The following is an 18,115-nucleotide window of genomic DNA, read 5'->3' on the forward strand; positions in this document are numbered from 1 at the left end:
AACGGCTTACGTAGCGACACTACGAGGCGGGTACTGCACCTCCACCACCTCCAAATGGCGCACTCCGCCCGGCGTGGGTAACTGCACCTCGTCCCCAACGCGCGCCTTCAGCAGCGCCCGGGCCACAGGTGAAATCCAGCTGACCTGACCCATACGGCTGTCGGCCTCGTCGATGCCCATGATGGTGATCGTGCGCTCACCATCCTCGTCGTCCGAGTAGGTGACGGTAGCCCCGAAGAAGACCTGCTCACTGCCTGCCTGCAAACTGGGATCCACCACTTCGGCAATCTCCAGCCGCTTGGTCAAAAAACGGATGCGCCGATCAATTTCGCGCAGACGCTTCTTGCCGTAGAGGTAGTCGCCGTTTTCAGACCGGTCTCCATTGCTGGCAGCCCAGTGCACCACATCCACGATCTTCGGCCGCTCGTTGTCGATGAGATCCAACAGCTCCGCCCTTAGACGCGCATACCCAGACGGGGTGATGTAGTTTTTGCCGCCCGGTGGCAAAGGAGGTAGTGCCAATCCTTCGTCATCGTCAGCACTGTCGGTTTCCTTGGTAAAAGCCTTGCTCATTGCCAGAACTCTCCAATCAGCGCAAAGCGCCTGGACAAATGAAAAAGCCTGCAATCTCACGATTGCAGGCTTTAAACATTGGTGCGGCTGGCAGGAATCGAACCCACGACCCCTTGGTTCGTAGCCAAGTACTCTATCCAGCTGAGCTACAGCCGCTAAGCTTCGAATTATAGCATGATTTCTTGGCAACCCTTGAAATTTGCTTTCTTTCTGATTGTTTTCCTGAATCAGGCTACGCAAACAGACAGTCAATTCAACGCAAGCCAAGATTGTAATGCAGGATGAAGGCTCCAAAAACAAACTGAGCGATTTGGATCACAAAACACATCGTTTGTTGATGGATTCACCCTGCGAGCTAGGGTGGTAGGGCGTGTTGGACTTGAACCAACGACCAAAGGATTATGAGTCTGCCTCCACTTCCTGCGCTGACAACCCCTTAGGCTCCCGAGCCATCTACAAATCATGCCGTTCACATCAGCTCAAAAGGCCCGTGTATCCTTTGCTGTCTGACGATTTGTAGACGTAACTTGAAGCCCCCTCATGCCCATCGACCCTGCGTATCTCTTCGACGACACGAAGGTTGCCTCCTACCTCAAGTCGGCTCGCTCCCATCACGATCTCACGCTCGAGCAGCTCAGCCGACTGACCAAAGAAATTGATCCAGCGGGAGCTGGCGTTTCCCGCGTTGCACTTTCGAGGTACGAGAACGGTGCGTCATTGCCCGGCCTGCGCGAGTTGCGACTTATCAGTTTCGCAACGCGTAGACCCTTGGCTCTTCTTTTTTATGGTGAAAGAACTGACCCGATGAGCTCCTACCGACTGGAGCTGGAAATGCGCATCACGGATGTCGTAATGGGCCAGGTTGATGCACAAGGCCTAATCAAAGAGGTGGCAGAGCAAGACCCCGAGGATGAGAGCTTCAAGTCACTGCTGGAAAGCGTCAAAGCATCTTCTTGATCGTTTTGGATACTTTTTTCTCATTTTGTGTTGACTAACTGCCGGTTTCCTTTATAGTTTTCATAACGAGATTTTTGCTCGTTATGTTTACCATCAAAGGAGCTAGCAGTGATCGACTTTTCCGAACTGGCGCTTTCCCCGAACGAGTCTCGCGCCGCTCGTAACTTTCTCGGCCTCAGCCAAGCGCAGGCCGCCGAGAAATCCAACCTCCCCGCACACAAGATCAAGCGCTTCGAGTCGGGCAACTATGTGCCCGACGCGCAGTTCCTCGAAGACCTGCGCGAGTTCTATGAGAGCGAGGGCTACAACTTCCACGACGAGGACGCACCCGGCGCCAAGGCCAAGGCGCGCGGTGATGTGTTCCCCGCTGGCGTCGTGGGTGGAACCGATGGCGGCACCGATGAAACCGATGGTTTCCCCTCGGAAAACCAAGGAAAACTGCCACGCCCGCAGAGCGTGCAACTGCAGTTCATGCGCATCACTCCGAGCCTGGAAAGTGCCCAGGTGGACCGGGTTTTCGACTGCATCGAGGACAACGAGGAAGCCATCCGGACAGGTATGACCCTGCCCATCCGCAACGGCTTTTTGTCCGAGAGCCCCTCCGCACAAACCCAAGCCCAGGCCATTGCACTGCTGCGCCGCCTGGCCGAGAACGGCCTGCTCTATGCCCGCCTGATGGGACGCGAGCTGGTCAGCATGCCACGTGCAGATGATCAGGCAGCGCCGGACAACTTTCTGCTCGGACTCAGCAGCAAGGCCAAGGCGGCGACGGTGGGCGATCTGCTGGCGCTGGCAATGGCAGACCTGCAGCGCGCCGTGGTTGACGGCGACACAGAGGCTCAGGCGCGCCGCAAGGGCCGCGCCGAGCCGGTGGAGGTGCTTCAAGCGTTGGTCGGCTGAGGCGCGGCGGCAATGCGCCACCTCATTGATCAACAGGGGGCCTGTGTGCCCCCCTGCCCTCCCCAGACGTGGCGCCACAAGGCGCCGACCGGGGCACCCGCTTGCACGCCAGTGCATGCGGGGGGGGAGGGAACCAGGTCCGCCAGGGCGGTGGATCAGGCAGACGGCGGCGGGTGGATCGCCAGGGCCACGCTACCCGATGGCCGGTGCAAGCGCTTCCGCCAGCTGCAGTACTTCGACGGCTATGTGGCCGTGTGGCGCGCTGCCGGTTTTCTCCTGACCTGGCAGGACCCACGCACGGTTTTCATCACGCGCGGTGGGCTGGATGCAGGGCCACAGCGCCCCGCTGCAGACCCGGCCAAGGTCACCCCATCAAAACACCACACAGAGGCTCTGAATCATGGTCAAGCTCGATTTGGGCATTGCCAAGCTCGATTGGTACGTGCTTTCCAACCCCTCGGCCAACACCGGCCCGTTCTCGTTCTCCATCGACCACGAGGGCGTCTTCCTGTTCCTCAAGCCCGTGCAGCTCGCGCTGCTGTGGCCCTGGGTGAAGGTATGAGCCAGAAGCCCGCACAGCCAGCCTTCGCCTGGTGGACCACCCCCACCACCCGCGCGTTGCATCGCGCGCCCACACAACCCGCCGCGGGCCTATATCGCCGTCCCTTTTCTGGCGCAAAGACCGCGCCTCAACGCCCTCTGGAGGCTCACCGTGCAACAGCACAAATTCTCCCCTTCACGGGCAGTAACACCCCGTATGAGTCTCATGAGTGAGACAACAGCCAGCGAAGCGCAGCAGCTCATGGGACTCGATACGGTACGGATCAAAAGCCCTTACATGGCCCGCAACATCGTGGACAAGGTCAAAGCCCAGGGGCAGAGCTACTGCCAGGTGCTCAACGAAACCGGCGAGCTGCTGTGGGAAGTCACCCGCACCAACCTCAAGGGCTCCTACGACTCTCGAATCATGGTCAAACCCATGTACGAGGACTGCCAGAAGTCCAAGAGCGGCAAGCCCGAATGGCACCCTAGCCCGCCCTATCTGATCGTCGAGTGCTCAGTCCCCAAGGCCATGCACGGCCAGAACGTCTATGGGGTGATCGAGGACATGCAGACGGCCTGCGAGAACGTGCGCACGCTGCTGCAGCAGCTCATGGGCATTGAACTGCCTCACACCAGCAATTGGACCGTGCAGCGTGTGGACTGGGCCGAGTCCTTCCAGTTGCCCTATCAGGCCGTGCAGGAGTTCTTCGAGGGCATCTACCACGTGGCCTTCCCGCGCCGGAAGATGCAGAAGTACGGCAACGAGTCGATCTTCGTGCCGGGCACCACCACAACGATAAAGCTGTACCACAAGGGGCCCGAGTTCCAGAAGAACGACCGCAAGCGCCTGGCCTGGGTGCTGCGCAACTTCTTTCAGGAAAACAAGCCCCGCGACGCTGCGCCAGATTGGGCCCAACGGCAGGCATATCGCAAGGTTGCGGCCATCCAGCGCCTGGCAAACAACCGCCTGCGCGCCGAGGTGGAAGTACACGCGGAAAAGCTGGACTACGACTTCGGCCACAAGCCCAAGGTGCGCGAGGTCACCACCGACTACCTGCAGGCCGTCTTCGACAAGGAAATTGCCCGCCTGCTGCGTGAGGGCAGCGAGGGTGTGAAAGTGGTGCGCTCCAGCCTGGCGGTGCGTGATCGCTTGGAGGCCCGTTTCTCCCCCGAGCTGGCCGGACTGCTGCATGGCTTCTGGCTGGGCCTTGCCACCCACGGCGAAGACGACATGAAGACACGCAGCACCCGCGCCACCTTCTACCGCCGCCGCAAACAGCTTGTCGATGCAGGTGTGTCCTGGCTCGCCACCGACATGCAACTCATTGAGCGTCAGGGGCAAATGCTGCCCGCTGATTTCTCCCCCGTTCGTGCAAACGCCAGGCGCTGTACCAGTCTGGTGCGCGAAAGACCCGCCTTCGACTACCGAAGCGGACTACTCCAACTGGCCGCCTAAGGCCATCTTCCCAAAGGAAATCATCATGAGCGAAACCGTTCTCGTATTGCGTGCCGACCGGTACGAATTCACCAGCGAAAAAACCGGCGAAATCATCAAGGGCGCCAACGTCTATTTCATCAGCGACACCCAGGTCGAGACACCCAACGCGGTGGGCGACAAGCCGATGAAGGTTGCCATCAGCGACGAGGTATTCAACGAGATCAAGCACTACGGCGCCCCGGCCATTTACGACATCACGACCAAGACCAAGCCGGGAAAGGACGGCACGGCCACGGTCGTGCTCACAAAGGCCAAGTTTCAGCAGGCATTCAAGCTGCCTGAGGCGGCATAAAAAAAGCGCTCACGTGCTGCAACACATGAGCGCCCACCGAACCACAAAAACCTATCCGTGATCGGCCCTGGCAGCTTACCCCATGTAGGCCACCAGAGGCCATGAATCGAGGCTCCTATGTTCTTCCACGCTCCACGCGATATCTACGGTCCCGAGCTGCTGCGCATGTTCATTGACGAGCTTGGCGGCCCCAAGAAGGTTTACAAGTACCTGGGCGTTTCAGAGCGCACGGTGTGGCACTGGCTCTCCGCTGGTCGCGCCCCTCGTGCCGCAGTCCTGGCTCTCTTTTGGGAATCGCGTTGGGGGCGTTCTCAGATATTCACCGAACAGGTGAACGAAATCCGCCTGTTGTACCGGCAAGTCTGCATCCTGCAGGAGCAGTACCAGAAGGCCAAAGACATCATCACCGGGCTGCGTGCCATGCATGCGGGCTCAGCCAATGAACCACTTTTTGACGAGCTTCCAGACCTCGGCCACCGCCATGCCCCATCGTTCGATGCAGACGCCTTTGCACCGCTGCCCCTCGATGCCACAGTGCCAACTCGGGATGCAGCGCCCGCGCCGGTCTCAGCTCGCGCCGCCCAGGCCATGCAGGCATTGGATCGCACGCGCGCTGCTGCTCGCCGCTGAGGGTTCGCCGTGGACTCGCCGCTCTTTCTCACCGCCGATGAGCTCAGCACGCTTACCGGGTTCAAGACCCCCAAAAGGCAAGTGGACTGGCTGCGCACCAAGGGTTGGCGCTTTGAGATAAACGGCAATAGGCAAGCCATCGTGGCCCGCAAATACGCAGAAAAAATGCTGGGTTGCGGGGTGCCCGAGGAACAGAGCTACCAGCCCAATTTCAGGGCTTTGCAGGGGGCGTAATGGGTCGGCGTAGACAGTCCAATTTCGACGACCCTCCGCGCTTCCACCGCAAGGGCAACGTCTGGTATCACGTGAGCGGTACCCTGCCCCGCGTGTGGACCAAGCTCTCCAACGACCGCGCCGAAGCCCTGCGCCTGTGGGCCCAGCGTGAAGGGGTGCGAGAGGACGAATCCACGCGGCTTTTTTCAGTGGTGGCCAGGCGTTACGTGCGCGAGGTGTTCCCCACCAAGAGCGTGCAAACCAGGCGCGACAACGACAAGGAACTCGCCAACCTGCTGCGCGTGTTCGGCCACATGCCCATGGAGGCCATCGCCCCCATGCACATCCGCCAGTACATGGACCTGCGCGGCCAGGTGGCAAAGGTGCGCGCCAACCGCGAGAAAGCCCTGTTCTCGCACATCTTCAACAAGGCCAGGGAATGGGGCTTCACCACCGCGCAGAACCCCTGCCAGGGCGTGAAGGGCTTCAAGGAAACCGGGCGCTCGCGCTATGTCACCGACGAGGAATTCGACCGCGTGCGGGCCAACGCGCATTGCACGGTGGTAGACGCCATGGACATTGCCCTGCTCACCGGCCAGCGGCCCGCCGATGTGCTAAAGATCAAGCGCACTGACATTCGGGATGGCGCCTTGTGGATCGTTCAGAACAAGACCGGGGCACGCCTGGGCATCGAGATAACGGGAGAGCTGGCGGCGGTCATCGAACGGATCAACCAGCGGCCCAGGAAGGCCATCAGCGCGTTTCTGATTCAGGACGAGAACGGCCAGCCGCTCAGCCAGGGGGCGCTGCGCTCACGCTTTGACAAGGCGCGCACGCTGGCGAAGGTGGATTTCCAGTTTCGGGACATTCGGGCGAAGGCTGCGACAGACACAGGCGACTTGGCGCACTCTCAGAAACTGCTGGCGCACAAGAACCGGGGTATGACCGAGCACTATGTGAAAGCCCGCATAGGGGACCGCGTGCAGCCCCTGCGGTAACATGGTGTTTCAATTCATTGAGGGGCAGGGAATGAAGCGATTGCTCGTTGCATTGGTGCTTGCCCTTGGCACGTGCTCCGCTTGGCCTCAGTCTGCGCCCCTGCCACTTGAGCACCTGCTCTGGTCCGGCCGGCCGATTCCCTTTTATGGCAATCCATCAAGCGAAGAATCAAGACAGCTCATCGCGCTTGTGCAGGGCGCCAATCTGGCAGAGCGAATGGCCTCCTTCACCCAGAGCCGCCTCAGACTTCGCCACAACTTGGCCATCGGCTTTCAAGACTGTGGAACTCCAAACGCCTTTTACAAGCCCGCTAACCGCGCGGTAGTGATTTGCACCGAGTTCGTCAAGCACGTGGCGGGGCTGATGACGGAGCGCAAAGAATTTTTTGCCCAGCAATCACCGCAGTTCCTCGCGCAGTGGCTCACCAGCATTCTGTGGGTCGTCTATCTCCATGAGTTGAGCCACGCCGTCATTGACATAAACCAGGTGGCAATCACCGGGCGTGAGGAAGACGTAGCAGACCAATTCGCGATCTGGGCCTCACTGAACTACATCAACGATATCGGGGTCGCCGCATTCGTTCCGGCAATTTGGTACTTCAAGGAGCTGGCATCGTCCCAGCGCCTGAACGAATTGCCACCTGAAGCGCTCTCGCACCTGTTGTCTGATGAGCACTCACTCCAGGGACAACGTGCGCTGAATTTCGCATGCTGGGTGCACGGGCTCAGCCCAGAAGCAGCAAGGGATTTGACGCGCTTCGTAGCCCTCTCTGATGCTCGCGCGCAACGATGCGGGGCAGAGTACCGAGCCATGGACAACGGCATTCGAGCCCAATTCCGCAAGGCACTGAAGCAGAACAGATGAGCGGTAAGCGCCCGAATTGTAGAAATTCAACCGCAAATGTAGAAACACCCCAGAACCCTTTCGGGCTCTGAGGCGCACCAATCCTGGTAGGGCGTGTTGGACTTGAACCAACGACCAAAGGATTATGAGTCCTCTGCTCTAACCAACTGAGCTAACGCCCCCAGCCATGCTCCAGCGCTATACAGCGGGGCAAGCGCCGTATTGTAGGGGCTTACTTGCGGTGGCTGAGCGCGTTAGACACCAGCTTGGAGGTGATGTCCACAATCTGGATCATGCGGTCGTATGGCATGCGCGTAGGACCAATCACGCCCAAAGTCCCCACCACCTTGCCATCAACCTCATAGGGGGAGCTGACGATCGAAAGCTCTTCAAAGGGCACAACCTGGCTCTCGCCACCGATGTAGATGCGCACCCCTTCCGCTTGGCTGGAGATGTCCAGAAGGCGAAGGATTTGTGTCTTCTGCTCAAACAAGTCAAATGCCCTGCGCAGGTTGCCCATGTCGCTGGAGAAATCACTGACGGACAGCAGGTTGCGCTCTCCAGAAATCACCACCTCGTCCTGCGCCTCGGACAGTGCCTCCGAGCCTACGTTGACTGCCGCCTGCATAAGCGATGCGATCTCTCCGCGCAATACATCGACCTCGGACTTCAAACGTTCTCGCACCTGCTCCATTGCGAGTCCGGCGTAGTGGGCATTCAGAAAGTTGGAGGCCTCTACCAGTTGCGACTGGGAGTGATCCACCTCGGTGAAGATCACGCGATTCTGTACGTCACCTTCCGGCGAAACGATGATGACGAGAAAGCGCTTTTCGGAAAGTCGAAGAAATTCTATGTGGCGAAATACCGAGGTACGCCGAGGTGCCATCACCACTCCAACGAACTGGGAGAGGTTGGACAACAGCTGCGCAGCGTTGGCGATGACTTTTTGTGGCTGTTCAGGTGCCAGCTGGGGCGGCATGACAGACTCCCGCTGCACCGTGAGCATCGTGTCCACAAACAATCGGTATCCACGCGCAGTGGGAATACGGCCAGCGGAGGTATGGGGACTCGCAATCAGCCCCAGCTCTTCCAGGTCCGCCATCACGTTTCGTATCGTGGCAGGCGACAAATCCAACCCGGACGCGCGGGAAAGGGTACGCGACCCTACGGGCTGCCCATCAGCGATGTAACGCTCGACCAGGGCTTTGAGCAACAACTTGGCACGGTCATCGAGCATGGAGTGATTTTAATGATGTAATTTCGCGATGACGTCCAATTTCCGCCATGTCGCACTTATAGGCAAGTACCAGACTTCAGCTGCAGGCGCCCCCGGTGATGGCTCTCGCCGGGCTTTGGAGGATATTGCGCATTTCTTAGAGCGCCAGGGATGTGAGGTGGTGCTGGAAGCGGAAACCGCCAGCAATACCGGATTGACGCACTACCCGTCCTTGAATGTAGACCAGATCGGTGCACGGTGCGATTTGGGGCTGGTGGTGGGGGGAGATGGAACGATGCTCGGCATTGGCCGACGCTTGGCGCGCTTTGGAACGCCGCTGATCGGCATCAATCAGGGCCGGCTCGGATTCATCACTGACATTCCCTTCGACACCTATCAGACCACATTGCCACCGATGCTGCGAGGTGCCTACGAAGAAGACCAGCGGCCTTTGATGCACGCAACAGTCGTTCGCGATGAACGTGTGGTGTTTGAGGCCTTGGCCATGAACGATGTGGTGGTCAACCGTGGTGCGACGTCGGGCATGGTGGAATTGCGTGTCGAAGTTGGTGGGCAGTTTGTGGCCAATCAAAGGGCCGACGGCCTCATCATTGCCTCCCCCACCGGATCGACCGCATATTCGTTGTCTGCGGGCGGGCCCATGCTTCACCCATCCATCCCGGGCTGGGTGCTGGTTCCTATAGCGCCACATACGCTGTCCAACCGCCCCATCGTGCTCTCCGATGCGACTGAGGTGGCTGTCGAAGTAGTGAGCGGGCGCGATGTCAGCGCGAACTTTGACATGCAGTCCCTTGCGTCCTTGCTGCATGGCGACCGCATCCTCGTCAAACGCTCTGAGCACCGCGTACGATTTCTACACCCTCAAGGCTGGAACTACTTCGCGACTTTGCGCAAGAAGCTGCGCTGGAACGAAGGGGGCTCATGACCATGGCACTGCGGCGGATAACCCTGCGGGATTTTGTGATCGTTCAAACGCTGGAACTTGACTTGCGCAGCGGCTTTACCGTGTTGACCGGTGAAACCGGGGCGGGCAAGTCCATCCTGATTGACGCATTGCAACTGGCACTGGGAGCACGCGCGGATGCCGGGGTAGTACGGGAAGGATGCAGCAAAACCGACATTTGCGCGGAATTCGACTGCCCTGCCCATGCCCGCCCATGGCTGGAAGAAGCCGGGTTTGAAACCGATGACTGGCTGCTACTGCGCCGTACCGTCGACACACAGGGCAAGAGCCGCGGTTGGATCAATGGGACACCAGCGACAGCTTCACAGTTACGTGCCTTGGGCGAGATGCTTCTCGACATCCATGGTCAGCACGCATGGCAAAGCCTGACCCGCCCAGAGTCGGTGCGCGGCTTGCTGGACGCTTTTGCCGGTGTGAATACCCGCGATACAGCATCGCGTTGGACGCAATGGCGCGCTGCTCTCAAGGCATTGCAGCAGGCACGCGCAGCACAGGCAACGCTTCAGCAAGAGCGCGAGCGCCTGCAGTGGCAAATCAGCGAAGTGGACAAACTCGCGCCAGGTGACCTGGAGTGGGAGGATCTTGACGCGCAACACAAGCGCCTATCGCACGCGCAGGCGTTGCTGGATGGGGCCCATGGAGCGCTTCAAGCTTTGCAAGAAGACGACGCGGGAGCCGTTTCCGCACTGACCCACGCACATTCGCTGCTTCAGGCGCAGGAACACATTGAGCCAGAGTTCGCCAATCTGGCCGATATCCTGGCGTCGAGTCTGGCGCAGACGACAGACGTGGTGCATTCTCTGCACACCTATTTACGCCATGCGGACATTGACCCCCAACGTTTGGCAGAACTGGACGAACGCATGTCCTTGTGGATGGGACTGGCTCGCAGGTACAAACGCCCTCCAGCGGAACTGCCCGCTCTGCTCAAGGACTGGAAAGCATCCATGCGCCAGCTTGATGCCGCCACCGATCTGGAAAAGCTGCAAGCCAACGAATTCGCCAGCGCTAAGGCGTACCATGCGGCGGCGCGCGCACTGTCTCTGGCTCGCGCCAAAGCAGCACCAAAACTCTCCGTGTCCATCTCTCAGGCCATGCAAGGTCTCGGGATGGAGGGCGGTAAATTCGAGGTGTCAGTGACGAAGGCGTCGGAGCCCTCTCCAGACGGGATCGATGATGTCGTGTTTTTGGTGGCAGGACACCCCGGCATGACCCCCAAGGCGGTCGGCAAAGTCGCCTCCGGCGGGGAGTTGTCCCGCATTTCGCTGGCGATCGCAGTCACAACCAGTGAATTGGGCTCAGCCCCCACACTCATTTTTGACGAGGTGGACTCCGGCGTGGGTGGCGCAGTCGCCGAAACCGTGGGACGTTTGATGCAGCAGCTGGGACGCGACCGCCAGGTGCTGGCAGTAACTCACCTGCCCCAAGTAGCAGCATGTGCGCATCACCACCTCAAGGTGGCAAAAAACAAAAGCGCTCAAGGCACAACCAGCACCGTGCTGGTTGTGCAGCAAGACGAGCGTGTGACAGAAATCGCCCGCATGCTGGGTGGGGAGCGCGCTACCGAGACCACGCTGGCGCACGCGCGTGAAATGCTGGGCACTGCGACTCCGAAGTTGGTCGCGGCGCCTACCCCACCCGCTCCCTCCTCTAACGCCGCTAGGAAACGCTGATGGCCCTTGAAATTGTTGTCATCACGGGCATGTCGGGATCTGGAAAATCCGTCGCCTTGCACGCACTGGAAGATGCTGGCTACTACTGCGTAGACAACCTGCCGCCGGAGCTACTGCCAGCCTTCGTAGCGCTCGAACACAAACACCATGGCAACCGCGTAGCCATTGCAGTGGATGTCCGCAGCGCAACGTCCTTGCATCAAGTGCCTCAAGAGTTGAGCCGTTTGCGCAGTCAGGGCGTGGCCGTGAAATCCCTTTTTCTGGATGCCACGATTGATACCCTGGTGCGGCGTTTCTCCGAGACGCGCCGCCGCCATCCCCTGTCGCACGACGACCTCCAGCAAGGACGCAGGGCCTTAGTTCAGATCATTGAGCTGGAGCGGGAGTTGCTGGCTGAACTGCGCGAACAGTCACACGTGATCGACACCAGCACCATCCGCGCCTCCCAGTTGCAAAGTTATGTCAAAGGCCTGATGTCCACTGCGCAAGGGCAATTGACCTTGGTTTTCCAGTCATTTGCGTTCAAACGCGGTATTCCCATGGATGCCGACTACGTCTTCGACGTCCGCATGCTGCCCAACCCACACTATGAGATCGCGCTCCGGGACCTCACAGGACTGGACCAGCCGGTGGCTGACTTTCTGGACCTGCAACCCGAGGTGGACCTGATGCGGGCCCACATTGAAAAATTTTTAGCACACTGGCTGGACATGCTGGATCGCAATCACCGAAGCTACGTCACTGTAGCCATCGGCTGCACCGGTGGACAACACCGCTCTGTCTATCTGGTGGAGAAACTGGCGCAAGCGTTCAGCGACCGATGGACTGCATTGAAGCGGCATCGTGAACTGGATGGGCGCTGACCATTGCCTTCACAAGCGAGCTCTTGGAGCCAACCTCTGGGGAACAAGTTGTGGAGCTTGGCGCCAACGAAGCGAGACCTCCGCGACTGAGAGAGCGCCCCCGTTTGAGTTCACCATAGCGAAGATTGCGTGGTGTCCAGCAACTTACGGATGGGCGCCGGCAACCCCACCAAGGACCACTGATCTGGCCCCAGCCACTCTCCGCCCTCCACAGGAGGCACCATTCCGTCGGTCTGTATCAACAACGGGTGAAGATGCAAGTCCCGGTGCGTGAGGACATGCACAAATGGCTGCAACTCTTGCTGCGCATACTGCCCATCGCTACCCAAAGCACTCACAAAAATACCCCGCGACTCCAGGTCAGCGAACACGGGCACGCAGTGCATTCCCGCCCAGATCCCAGTGGGTGGGCGGCGTTGCAGCCAGATGCGCCCCTCGCCATCGCGCAGGATCACCAATTGCCAGGATTCAGCCCGGCGTGACAGTTTGCGGGTTCTGACGGGATAGCGTTCAGGATCCCCCTCCTTGAAAGCTGCGCAATCGCCCATCAAAGGGCAATCGGAGCATTTTGGAGAGCGGGGTGTGCACAGGGACGCCCCCAAGTCCATCAGGCCCTGGGTGTAACGGGGCATCGCCACATCAAGATCGCGCACTGGCAACAGCGCATCGGCATGCTCCCATAGAAGGCGTTCGTTTTTGGCAGAAGCCAGATCTTGGCAAAAGCCCAGCAGGCGCGTGAGCACCCGCCGCACGTTGGCATCCAGAATGGGCACGCGCTCTGAAAAACAAAACGCGGCAATGGCGCCTGCGGTTGAACGCCCAATGCCCGGCAAAGACGCCAACAGCGACGCCGTTCGCGGGAAGGCGCCACCATGGTCAGTCATGATCTGCTGAGCGCAGCGATGGAGATTGCGTGCACGACTGTAGTAGCCCAAACCACTCCACAAGCCCAGGACCTCATCTTGAGGGGCTGACGCCAGGGCGCTCACATCAGGAAATCGGCCCAAAAAGCGGGCGTAGTAGTCCAGCACAGTGGTGACCTGGGTCTGCTGCAACATGATCTCCGACAGCCAAACCCGGTATGGATCGCGGGTCTGTTGCCAGGGCAGATGGTTGCGCCCATGTACAGCTTGCCAAGCGACTACCCGCGCGGCCACACCCTCCCGGGATTCAGCACTCATGCGGAAACCGGATGCGCGTCAGTCAATGCCGGTGCAGCCCCAGGCAGAGCCACCAACTTGGAAGTCAGCTCATGCAACTTGTTCTCCAACTGGCCGAGTTCCTCCTCGCCAGCCTCGATCTCCGAGATGCGCTCCACCAAGCCGCTGGCAGCCTGTTGTATGCGGTCTACGGCCTCCATGCGGCGAGCAAAGCTGCGACGCCGTTCTCGCAGCTGTGCGTCCAATTGCGCAGTGGCTGATTTGCTCCACAGTTCCAGATCATTGGCCGCTGACTCGTACACCGTGCGCAAACGCATGGCCAGCGCGCGCACCAGGCGCTCCGCAAACTCGGGTTGCGCCAACTTGAGAGCATTGCCCATACCCAGGTACTGCAAATGACTCTGCTCGATCTGGTGCAGGTCTTGCGCAAAGTGTTCAAGCTGCGGCGGCGTGGGCACCTGCAAAGAAAAACCGAACTCTGCATTGAGCTGCCTGAAGGTCCCGCTGAGCATGGCCTGAATCTCGGTACCAGAGGCTTGCGCCTTGTCCAAGGTGCCGCGCAGTTTGTCAAAGGTCTGGACGTATATTTTCTTCACGCCCAACTTGAGCCCCTTTTGCTGCAATGTCTGGGCCAGCTCGGCCAGCTCTGCTTTGAGCGCCTTGGCGCCCAACTGCTGAAAAACGTCACGCAGCAACTTGAGGTGAACCGCACGCACCGCCTGGATCTTGGCAGTGCTGAGATCAAACTCACGCTGCTCCTGCTCAATGCGATGGCGCATGGATTCGATTACCGATGCGTTCTTGCCCCGCAGACTGCGCAACTCGGCCATTTGGTCATCGAGGTCGCGGCGTCGGATATTGATGACCCGCGACGTTTCTGTACGCAGGCTCGCCACCCCTGCCGCTACCGCAGCGCGCAGTATGGACTGCCGTCTGCCCATGATGCCTTTGGCAAGGGCCTCTTCCAACGCTGGCAGTCCACTGGTTTCCAGCAAAACGTCGTCCGCAGTGATCTTGGCCACCAAGCCTTTTTGCGCAGACACAGGCACCACACGGTCCAGAGACACGCCGAGCATCTCGGCGGAAGTCGCGCACTGGCGCTCCATCTGCGCCTGGACCTGCTCGGCGGTGTTGAGCGTATCCCAGAGGGTGTCGATCTTGTTCAGCACCACCAAACGCGCTTCCATGCTCTCGGGCGAGATGGCCAGGTGCTCGCGCCAGATCGACAGGTCAGAGCGCGTCACGCCGGTGTCGGCACTCAGGATGAACACCACTGCATGCGCCTGGGGGATGAGGTTGACCGTCAGCTCCGGCTCTGCACCCACTGCGTTCAGGCCAGGCGTATCCAGAATCACCAAACCCTGCTTCAAGAGCGGATGGGGGATATTAATGATGGCGTGGCGCCACATGGGCACCTCTACCAAGCCCTGCGCGTCAGGCACAGGGTTTTCATCTGTCAGATCGTCATGCCAGAAACCCAGCGCACGCGCATTGTCCAGACTGACCTTGCGAACCTCAGCCACTTTTTCAAGTGCCTTGGCAATCTGGTCGGCGTTGCCAACATCCAGCGGGATATCCTGCCAACGGTCGGTTTTGACCCGCCACTCCGCCAGGCTCTGCATCTGAAGTCGAGTCTCAATGGGCAATAGCCGCAAGCTGGGTGCAACATTCGCGTCGTACCCCAGTTCGGTGGGGCACATGGTCGTGCGGCCCGCACTGGCAGGCATGATGCGGCGACCATAGTCAGCAAAAAAGATCGCGTTGATCAGTTCGGATTTTCCACGCGAAAACTCCGCCACAAACGCCACCATGACCTTGTCGCTGCGTACCTGCTCTTCCAGCCGCTGCAGGCGCTCTTGCACTGCTGCATCCATCAGGTCGTGCGTGGCCATCCAATCGGCCAGCCGCTTGAGCTGCTGGGCGAACTCCCGTCGCCAGACGCCATGCTGGTCAAACTGTTCGTTGAATGAAGGTCCCACTTTGCTCCCAGAGATCTATGGATGGCCCGCGAGGCAGGTATATACAAAATATAGCATCGACCGTCCGCCAGCTGTCACAAACCGTCCATCGGACGGCAGCATCTATGGGCGCTGGCACTGGCGGCAGAAGTAAGTGCTTCTCTGTCCCTGGCGAATCAGCTCGATGGCTGTACCGCATACATGGCAAGGCTGACCATCGCGGCCATACACGTTCGCGGCCGTCTGAAAGTGGCCAGCCATTCCTTCGGCATTCGAAAAATCGCGCAGCGTGCTACCGCCCATCTCCACAGCGCGGGCCAGCACCGAGCGAATGGCCTGATGCAGCTTATGTACTCGTGCCGGACCAATGCGTGATGCAACGGTAGTAGGACGGATGCCAGACAAAAAAAGCACCTCAGAGGCGTAGATATTCCCGACCCCCACGACCACGCGCCCCGCCAGAAGCAACTGTTTGATAGGCATCCGGCTTTTCTTGAGTCCTGCCTGAAAAGTCGGAAGTAGAAACTCCTCAGACAAGGGCTCCATACCTAAGCCGCCCAGCAATTTGGCGGCTACCGGCGAGTTCTCTGATGGCGCATAGACCACCGCGCCAAATCGTCGCGGGTCATGCAGGCGCAGCGTGCCCCGGTCGGTGACAAGGTCAAAGTGGTCATGCCCCCCCGCTTCTGGCATGTCTGAAGCAAAACGCAGGCTACCCGACATCCCCAAATGCAGAAGCAGAACGCCTTGGTTCATATCGAGCAACAGATACTTGCCCCGCCGGCGCAATCCGACCACTTGTTGGCCTCCCAGCACCTGCGGGTCACAACCCAGAGGCCACCGCAGGGGCTTGCCCATCATCACAGCCTCGATCCGGGCTCCAGCGATCGCGGTAGCAAAACTGCGCCGCGTCACTTCCACTTCAGGCAACTCAGGCATACAAACAACCGGGCAACGGCTTAACAGGCATGGATTATTATGGCCCGATGGTGTTATCCCACAGCTTTCGTACCGTCGCCTTGGTCACCGTGATTGCGGCGTCCGCCCACTCAGCTTGGGCCCAAAAGCCCGCCGGTGAAAGCCGCCCCCCGAGCGAGCCCCCACCGGTAGAGTCCAACCCCGCGTTGGACGCAGAGCTGTTCTACGAAATCTTTCTGGGCGAGATCAGTGCACGAACTGGGGACCCAGGTGCAGGCTACGCGTTCATGCTGGAGGCTGCGCGCCGAAGCGCTGACGGGCAGCTCTACCAAAGGGCTGCTGACATTGCCTTGCAATCACGATCAGGCGAATACGCCCTGGCTGCAGCCCGAGCCTGGAAGGAAGCCCTGCCCCAGTCGCGCGAGGCCAATCAGTATGTGCTGCAGATCCTGATCGCATTGAACCGCATCGCAGAAACACCAGAATTGCTGCGCCAGGAACTCGCACAAGCCGCTCCTAGGACCAAGGCGTCAACGCTGGCATCTTTGCCACAACTGTATGGACGCGCGAGTGACAAAGCGCTGGCCGCCAAGGTGGTGGAACAGGCCCTGGTCAATGAACTCACCAACCCTGCCACCGGACCCGAGGCCTGGGTGTCGCTGGGCCGATTGAGGCTTGCAGCGGGCGACAAGGCCGGTGCGCTCGACGCAGCACGTAGGGCACAGGGCCTGGACAATGCCAGCGAAAGCGCGGCCCGGCTGGCGCTGGAGCTGATGGACGAAGGCCTGCTGGACGCAGAGCCCATCGTGACGCAAACGCTGTCCAGACAACCCATCCCGGACCTGCGCATGGCGTATGCCAGGGTATTGCTGGGCCTTCAGCGCTACCCCGAGGCCAGTCGCCAATTGGAGACGGTCACCAAGGAAAAGCCTGACCTGGCAGAGGCGTGGTTGGTGGCCGCCACCTTGCAGTACCAGGACAACCGCCTGCCTGCCGCAGAGGCATCGCTGCAACGGTTCATGGAACTGGCATCTGCATCTGGTGACACCGACCTGCGGCGAAAGAGCCTCACGCAAGCGTACCTGCTGCACGCGCAGATTGCCGAGAAAAAGAAAGACTTTGCGGGCGCGGAAGCTTGGCTCGCACGGATCGACAACGCAGAGGAAGTCTTTGGTGCGCAAACGCGCCGCGCATCATTGCTGGCACGCCAGGGCAAGCTCGCCCAGGCGCGGGCCTTGTTGCGCAACCTGCCAGGCAATTCAGCAGACAGCCAACGCATGAAGCTAATGGCCGAAGTGCAGCTGTTACGCGACCAGCGCCTGTACCAGGAAGCCTACAAGGTACAAGTCGAACTGGTGGCCCTGGCCCCGGACGACGCCGAGCTGGTCTATGACCAGGCCATGCTGGCCGAAAAGGCGGGCCAGCCAGACACGATGGAGAAGCTGTTGCGTCAGGTGATCGCACGCCAGCCAGAGTACCACCACGCCTACAACGCCCTTGGCTATTCGCTCGCAGACCGCGGAGTGCGGCTGGCCGAGGCCAAACAGCTGATCCTGAAGGCATTGGAATTCGCCCCGAACGATCCCTTCATCATGGACAGCCTTGGCTGGGTGGAGTTTCGCCTGGGCAACAAGGCAGACGCCCGCAAACACCTCGAAGCAGCCTTCAAGGCACGGCCCGATGTGGAGATTGCTGCACATCTTGGCGAGGTGCTCTGGAGCATGGGCGACAGGGACGGTGCAACACGCGTCTGGAAAGAAGGTCAGCGTGCCAGCCCTGACAACGACACCCTCAAAGAGACCCTGAAACGCCTCGGGGCCTCCCTCTGATGCAAGGCCTTTTCAGCGCCACTTCAAACAGTCGGCTACGGACTCCCCCTCACCGGTGGGCATGG

Annotated in this window: 18 protein-coding genes and 2 tRNA genes; 13 read left to right on the forward strand and 7 right to left on the reverse strand. The window is 59.9% G+C overall.

The genetic code is table 11. From position 1 onward, the window contains the following. Window positions 1–6: 6 nt before the first annotated feature. Together greB and CLU87_RS15730 are read right to left on the reverse strand one after the other, a co-directional pair. Window positions 7–573: a transcription elongation factor GreB gene (gene greB, locus CLU87_RS15725; protein WP_099731047.1), complete on the reverse strand. Its 567-nt coding sequence runs from the start codon at window positions 571–573 to the stop codon at window positions 7–9. A 79-nt stretch (window positions 574–652) separates the two neighbouring features. After that, window positions 653–729, reverse strand: a tRNA-Arg gene (locus tag CLU87_RS15730). A gap of 384 nt (window positions 730–1,113) precedes the next feature. Here CLU87_RS15730 and CLU87_RS15735 point away from each other — a divergent pair. From CLU87_RS15735 to CLU87_RS15770, 9 genes are all read left to right on the forward strand, one after another. Then, window positions 1,114–1,530 carry a helix-turn-helix transcriptional regulator gene (locus tag CLU87_RS15735; RefSeq protein ID WP_099731048.1) on the forward strand — a complete coding sequence of 139 codons (417 nt, stop codon included), beginning with the start codon at window positions 1,114–1,116 and terminating at the stop codon, window positions 1,528–1,530. Window positions 1,531–1,638: 108 nt separating this feature from the next. Next, window positions 1,639–2,430: a helix-turn-helix transcriptional regulator gene (locus CLU87_RS15740; RefSeq protein ID WP_099731049.1), complete on the forward strand. Its 792-nt coding sequence runs from the start codon at window positions 1,639–1,641 to the stop codon at window positions 2,428–2,430. A 400-nt stretch (window positions 2,431–2,830) separates the two neighbouring features. After that, a complete protein-coding gene (locus CLU87_RS23265) occupies window positions 2,831–2,992 on the forward strand; it encodes a hypothetical protein (RefSeq protein ID WP_158236081.1) in 162 nt (53 codons plus the stop codon). A gap of 204 nt (window positions 2,993–3,196) precedes the next feature. Beyond that, window positions 3,197–4,429 (forward strand): phage/plasmid replication protein, II/X family, encoded by a 1,233-nt coding sequence (locus tag CLU87_RS15745; RefSeq protein ID WP_158236082.1) that lies wholly within the window; start codon window positions 3,197–3,199, stop codon window positions 4,427–4,429. A gap of 25 nt (window positions 4,430–4,454) precedes the next feature. Further along, entirely contained in the window at window positions 4,455–4,763 is a 309-nt protein-coding gene (locus tag CLU87_RS15750) for a hypothetical protein (protein WP_099731051.1), read from the forward strand. Window positions 4,764–4,880: 117 nt separating this feature from the next. Next, complete coding sequence (locus CLU87_RS15755; protein ID WP_099731052.1) at window positions 4,881–5,393, forward strand: hypothetical protein; 513 nt, start codon at window positions 4,881–4,883, stop codon at window positions 5,391–5,393. Between the two features lie 9 nt (window positions 5,394–5,402). Continuing rightward, window positions 5,403–5,627, forward strand: a complete 225-nt coding sequence (locus CLU87_RS15760) for a DUF4224 domain-containing protein (protein WP_099731053.1) — start codon at window positions 5,403–5,405, stop codon at window positions 5,625–5,627. Next, window positions 5,627–6,604, forward strand: a complete 978-nt coding sequence (locus tag CLU87_RS23540; RefSeq protein WP_099731054.1) for a tyrosine-type recombinase/integrase — start codon at window positions 5,627–5,629, stop codon at window positions 6,602–6,604. The genes CLU87_RS15760 and CLU87_RS23540 overlap by 1 nt, the downstream gene beginning before the upstream one ends. 1 nt (window position 6,605) lies before the next feature. Then, a complete protein-coding gene (locus CLU87_RS15770) occupies window positions 6,606–7,469 on the forward strand; it encodes a DUF4344 domain-containing metallopeptidase (RefSeq protein ID WP_099731055.1) in 864 nt (287 codons plus the stop codon). Between the two features lie 84 nt (window positions 7,470–7,553). On the opposite strand, the gene CLU87_RS15775 is transcribed toward CLU87_RS15770, so the two are convergent. After that, window positions 7,554–7,630 (reverse strand) — tRNA-Ile (locus CLU87_RS15775). Between the two features lie 50 nt (window positions 7,631–7,680). Then, on the reverse strand, window positions 7,681–8,685 hold the full coding sequence (hrcA, locus tag CLU87_RS15780) for a heat-inducible transcriptional repressor HrcA (RefSeq protein WP_056060538.1): 1,005 nt from the start codon (window positions 8,683–8,685) through the stop codon (window positions 7,681–7,683). A gap of 28 nt (window positions 8,686–8,713) precedes the next feature. On the opposite strand from hrcA, the gene CLU87_RS15785 reads away from it, so the two are divergent. The 3 genes from CLU87_RS15785 to rapZ are packed head-to-tail and all read left to right on the forward strand — an operon-like array spanning window position 8,714 to window position 12,185. Further along, entirely contained in the window at window positions 8,714–9,610 is an 897-nt protein-coding gene (locus CLU87_RS15785) for an NAD kinase (RefSeq protein WP_056060503.1), read from the forward strand. A 2-nt stretch (window positions 9,611–9,612) separates the two neighbouring features. Continuing rightward, window positions 9,613–11,322 (forward strand): DNA repair protein RecN, encoded by a 1,710-nt coding sequence (gene recN / locus CLU87_RS15790; protein ID WP_099732207.1) that lies wholly within the window; start codon window positions 9,613–9,615, stop codon window positions 11,320–11,322. Continuing rightward, entirely contained in the window at window positions 11,322–12,185 is an 864-nt protein-coding gene (gene rapZ, locus CLU87_RS15795; RefSeq protein ID WP_056060499.1) for an RNase adapter RapZ, read from the forward strand. The genes recN and rapZ overlap by 1 nt, the downstream gene beginning before the upstream one ends. A 110-nt stretch (window positions 12,186–12,295) precedes the next feature. Here the strand turns inward: rapZ and mutY are convergent, their stop codons facing one another. The 3 genes from mutY to mutM form a co-directional block, all read right to left on the reverse strand. Continuing rightward, window positions 12,296–13,366, reverse strand: coding sequence for an A/G-specific adenine glycosylase (gene mutY, locus CLU87_RS15800; protein ID WP_099731056.1), 1,071 nt, complete (start codon window positions 13,364–13,366; stop codon window positions 12,296–12,298). Next, a complete protein-coding gene (locus tag CLU87_RS15805; protein ID WP_099731057.1) occupies window positions 13,363–15,324 on the reverse strand; it encodes a dynamin family protein in 1,962 nt (653 codons plus the stop codon). Before CLU87_RS15805 ends, mutY begins: the two co-directional genes overlap by 4 nt. A 102-nt stretch (window positions 15,325–15,426) precedes the next feature. Further along, entirely contained in the window at window positions 15,427–16,242 is an 816-nt protein-coding gene (mutM, locus tag CLU87_RS15810; RefSeq protein ID WP_099731058.1) for a bifunctional DNA-formamidopyrimidine glycosylase/DNA-(apurinic or apyrimidinic site) lyase, read from the reverse strand. A gap of 29 nt (window positions 16,243–16,271) precedes the next feature. Between mutM and CLU87_RS15815 the strand changes: the two genes are divergently transcribed. Then, a complete protein-coding gene (locus tag CLU87_RS15815) occupies window positions 16,272–18,050 on the forward strand; it encodes a tetratricopeptide repeat protein (RefSeq protein ID WP_099731059.1) in 1,779 nt (592 codons plus the stop codon). Window positions 18,051–18,115 lie beyond the last annotated feature (65 nt).

The organism is Acidovorax sp. 59, assembly GCF_002754175.1.
Taxonomy (GTDB): Bacteria; Pseudomonadota; Gammaproteobacteria; order Burkholderiales; family Burkholderiaceae_C; genus Acidovorax; species Acidovorax delafieldii.